The organism is Streptomyces sp. NPDC046465 (assembly GCF_040646035.1).
Classification (GTDB): Bacteria; Actinomycetota; Actinomycetes; order Streptomycetales; family Streptomycetaceae; genus Streptomyces.
Genome location: NZ_JBEYZK010000068.1, coordinates 1 through 3996, shown reverse-complemented (window position 1 = coordinate 3996; position 3996 = coordinate 1). Strand labels below are relative to the sequence as shown.

6 protein-coding genes are annotated in these 3996 nt (G+C 68.9%); 5 read left to right on the top strand and 1 reads right to left on the bottom strand.

The annotated features are described in order from the left end of the window. The coding region (locus ABZ953_RS39100) for a GntR family transcriptional regulator (protein WP_361734276.1) at positions 1 to 204 on the bottom strand (204 nt) is incomplete at its 3' end. A gap of 574 nt (positions 205 to 778) precedes the next feature. Between ABZ953_RS39100 and ABZ953_RS39095 the strand changes: the two genes are divergently transcribed. The 5 genes from ABZ953_RS39095 (at position 779) to ABZ953_RS39075 (ending at position 3980) form a co-directional block, all read left to right on the top strand. Then, on the top strand, positions 779 to 1225 hold the full coding sequence (locus ABZ953_RS39095; protein WP_361734274.1) for a hypothetical protein: 447 nt from the start codon (positions 779 to 781) through the stop codon (positions 1223 to 1225). A gap of 115 nt (positions 1226 to 1340) precedes the next feature. After that, complete coding sequence (locus ABZ953_RS39090) at positions 1341 to 1538, top strand: hypothetical protein (protein WP_361734272.1); 198 nt, start codon at positions 1341 to 1343, stop codon at positions 1536 to 1538. Further along, complete coding sequence (locus ABZ953_RS39085; RefSeq protein ID WP_361734270.1) at positions 1535 to 1915, top strand: RRQRL motif-containing zinc-binding protein; 381 nt, start codon at positions 1535 to 1537, stop codon at positions 1913 to 1915. Before ABZ953_RS39090 ends, ABZ953_RS39085 begins: the two co-directional genes overlap by 4 nt. Before the next feature lie 31 nt (positions 1916 to 1946). Next, positions 1947 to 2795, top strand: coding sequence for a hypothetical protein (locus ABZ953_RS39080; RefSeq protein WP_361734268.1), 849 nt, complete (start codon positions 1947 to 1949; stop codon positions 2793 to 2795). Positions 2796 to 2861: 66 nt separating this feature from the next. Continuing rightward, positions 2862 to 3980, top strand: a complete 1119-nt coding sequence (locus tag ABZ953_RS39075; RefSeq protein ID WP_361734266.1) for a hypothetical protein — start codon at positions 2862 to 2864, stop codon at positions 3978 to 3980. Positions 3981 to 3996 lie beyond the last annotated feature (16 nt).

Here is a 3996-nt window from a genome sequence, read left to right as displayed (position 1 = left end):
GCCCCGACCTTGGTGCGAGTAGATGAGACCAGCGGTCCGCAGCTCGGTGAGCGCCCGTTGGACGGTCCCGGGCGCCACGCCGTACTCCTCAGCCAGTTCTCGTGTGCTCGGCAGCTTCGCTCCGGCGGACAACCGACCGGAGCTGACCTTGTCACGGACACCTTGTACGACGCGTTGGTACGGCTGCATGGCCTCGCTGCTCATGAACGACATCGTAGGTCCACCCCCTCGACTTAGCTAGCTTCCCCAACTTCCCCAATGAAGTGCTTGACAGACGCCCAACTGTATCAGCTAAGTTATGCATGTCGACGAAGTGAGTTGATGCTTTCCCGGGTCTCCAGGCCCGACTCCTCCACCCGGAACCGCCCTTGGCGGCGCCGGATGCGGGAGCCGGAAGCGGCCTCGATCAACAGCACCCGCTCGGACAGGTAGCGCGTAGCGGCGACCTGAAAGCAAGCGGCTGTTCCTTCTCAATTGCATAGAGGACGCACCGCACCCTGCACACGGGGAGAGCGGCCGTCAGAACGATCAGGCAACTGCGATAAGCCGTAGGCCCTGCCGCGCGAACCAGATACGCACCTTCTCTTGTGCCGACCCACGCGGGCCGACACGGACTCGTCACGCGCCGGTGAAACAGGGGCAGAGATCGCGGGCCCCGGACCGGTTCGACTCCGGTTCGGGGCACGGCGTCGCTCAGACGACGCGACCCCCGGCACGGCGGTGCAACGCCATGTGTGCCGGGGGCCTCACGGACCAACCGCTTCAGGGAGTGATCCGTATGTCCATTCTCGCCTACGCCCCCACCGCCGGGGAGCGGCCCCCGCTGCCGAGTCGCCCGATCCCTCACGAGCGGGACGGCCGTCAGCCGGCCCCGTCCGAGGGACGGCCCCACCCGCAGCAGTCGACCGCGGCCGTTTCCATCACCGCAGCGTTTCTGACCCAGGCTCTGACCCGCGTGGTGGAGCAGCAGATCGGGCCGCGCCGTCCCGGTGCGATCTACGAGAACGTCGACGGCGCGTTCGAGGTCCTGGCCGTGGTCACCGATCCGGCCATGGCGCGGGAGATGCTCAACCGGCGGTGCGCCAGGTTCGCGGTCATCGTCCGCGACATCCGCCGACCCGATGGCCAGCCGTTCATCGTTGGGTCCGCCTGGACGACCAGCGACTGGCTCAGGCGGGCCGGGCACAACGCGCCCGCTGATGAGCGGGAGCAGGTGACGGCATGAGCCCCCAGGAACAGGCGGCTCAGGCCGCAGAAGCCGCGCGGCTCGCTGAAGAGGCTCGTCAGCGCGCTCATGCTGAGCTGCAGCGTCACGGCCAGGCAGTGGCGGCGGTGCGGCGATGAACGACGCTCCGGACATCGAGATTTTCGGCACTGTCTACAAGCTGACCGTGCAGACCGACCGCCAGGGCGCCGTTCTCGTCGCGTACACCCGCGACGAGAACGGGAGTATCGGCCGGTCCTGGATTCGCCTTGATCAGACCGCCGTCGACTACGTGAAGAGGCGGCTCGACGAGCAACCGCCGCAGTCGCCGTGAGGTTCTTCGACCCGGACGGGGAACGCTTCGGCGTCCCCACCTTCCCGAAGCGGCTCGCTCCCGAAGGCCTCGCGACGCGGCGTCAGTTGCGTGCGCGAGGCCTTCGGCCCGCAGGTCAGGACGTGGCCGCACAGATCCTTTGGTACGGCCAGCGTGACCCGGCCACCCGCACCAGGCCCGTCCGGGCCGCCTATCTCTACCGCGTCGACCTGGCCGCGCCCGTGCGCCCGATGACGCCGGGCCGGTGGCGAGCAGTGCGCGCCATGATGCGCGCCCGCCGCACCTGCCCGCTCTGCCAGGTCACCCACGACTACGTGATCCCGACGTCCCTGGGCTGCTGCCCGGGGTGCGCCGACGGCGCACAGCTTGCCGCGTGACACCCGATCACCCAGAAGAGGAGCACCGCTCATGGGCATCACGATCCGGAACACCTACGGCCAGACGCACCACACCAGCGACACGAACCCCAGCCATGTCACCGGCGCGGATCGCTACCGGCTCCCCCTCGTCGGCACCATCCTCGCCGGGAACCCCGCTTTCGACGACATGGTCACCTACCTGTCCGAAGGGGAGCGCAACCTTCACACCCGCCCCGAGGGATACGGCCTGATCTTCCTGGAGTCCGAGGAACACAGCGCCACCTACTTCGGCCCGATCGAGCAGATCGAGCAGTACAAGCGGGACAACGCCGAGGGCACCGCCACCTTCGACTCGTCGCTGGGCGTCATGATCGCTCAGTGGCCCCACGGCAGGGGATGGGACGACTTCCTGCCCCGCGTCTTCTGGAACAACGCCGCGCGGGGCGGCATCGACGGCGTCGGTCTCGTCACCGCCTTCGCCCACACCGAAATCCCCGACGCCGAAGTCATCGTGTACGAGTTCGAGGGCACGTGGCTGCGTGATGAGGGCCCCGAGCAGTTGGTCACTTACCACTGCACCGGCTGCCACGCGGACACGTTCCACGACTCGGGGCACGTCCACAAGAACACCGGCCCCCACGTCCGCCGTTGGGCGGCGCGCCAGGCACGGCAGCACATCGTGAGCGCCCACCGACACGGAGTCGGCGGACAGGACAGTGCCTGCCGCCCGAACGGCGGCGAAATGCTCCGCGTCATCAACGCCTTCGCCAGGGACACGCTCGGGCACGCAGGCAACCCCCTTCCGGACACCGACGACGCGTACTGCGCGGCCAAGGGACCGTGCTCGGTCATCCGCGAGCTCCGCGCCGGTGCCCGCCCGGCCGTCTACCGCGCCTGAAGACGCCCCCGCAATGCGGACGCCGACCCGCCCCGAGCGGGACCCACTCACTGCCGGAAGGACATCGTGAACAACGAGAACGAACGCTGGTACGACAAGCTGCTGCGGTTCCCGCGCGGGGCGGTGCTCGCCGTGCTGGGGGCTATCACGGTCGGCGTCGCCGTCCTGTCGATGGCCGTGAGCTACCAGATCCTCGACCCTGCCTTCGGCCTCTGGGCCTCCCCCACCGTGGGAGCCCTGGATGCCCTGTGGGTGGTACTGCAGACGACCGAAGTCCTTGCGGCCAACAACCGCAGCCGCTCCCGGCGCGTGCAGTGGGCCGGGCTGGCACTGACCGCAGTGATTGCCGCGATCCCCACGGCCGACCTGATCGTCTCCCGCAGCAACGGGAGCTTTGATCTGGCCGTGGTCCTGGCGCCGGTCGCGATCGTCGCGACCAAGAGCGCGTGGTGGCTGGTGCTGCCCGCCCTCGGGCGCCGGGTCTCTCCCGCGACGCGGCAGGCCATCGCCACCCGGCGCCAGGACGTCGCTGACCGCATCGAGCAGATGGAGGCCGACGCCGCCGACCGCATCGAGCTTCTGGCGGTGGCCAGGGACCTTGAGAAGCGGGTGAGCACGGCGGAGACCGCCTACCGGAAGGCGACGCTGAAGGGGCAGCAGAACCAGGTTGAGGAGCTGCACGAGCAGTCACGGAGCACGGTAGAGGCCATCACCAGCAAGCCGATCCCGCCGCTGGTCGCGAACATCGAACTGCCGGACCTGGATACATGGTCACCGACCGCGCCCGCGCTGCCCGTCACACCTGCCGTACTGGGCCGTCACACCCTCGGCACGCAGGTCAACGGCCCGACCGTGCCGCGAGCCGTCGCGTCTCGCGGCACGGTCGGAGCGGTCCTCACCATGGCGGACATGGCGGCGGTCCGGGGCGTGCCGACTCCCGAGTCAGGCGAGCCGCTGACCGACGCTCAGATCGGTGTCGTGCTGCGCTATCTGCGCTACCAGGAGGAGCCGCCCCTCTCTAAGCGCCAGGCAACCCGGCGCTTCCGGAACATGGGTTTCATGGGGAGCCAGGAGCGCCTGAAGCGTGTGTGGCGCGCGGAGGTCTCCGAGGACAACGGCGCCGACGACGTCGAAGAGAACGACGACGACGTCGAAGAGGTCGCTGACGACGACGTCACTGCCTGAGACCCACTCCGGATTG

Bases quoted from the DNA above. Each gene is read 5' to 3' on its own strand.
- ABZ953_RS39090 (WP_361734272.1), top strand. From the start codon at position 1,341: ATGAACGACGCTCCGGACATCGAGATTTTCGGCACTGTCTACAAGCTG.
- ABZ953_RS39080 (WP_361734268.1), top strand. From the start codon at position 1,947: ATGGGCATCACGATCCGGAACACCTACGGCCAGACGCACCACACCAGC.
- ABZ953_RS39095 (WP_361734274.1), top strand. From the start codon at position 779: ATGTCCATTCTCGCCTACGCCCCCACCGCCGGGGAGCGGCCCCCGCTG.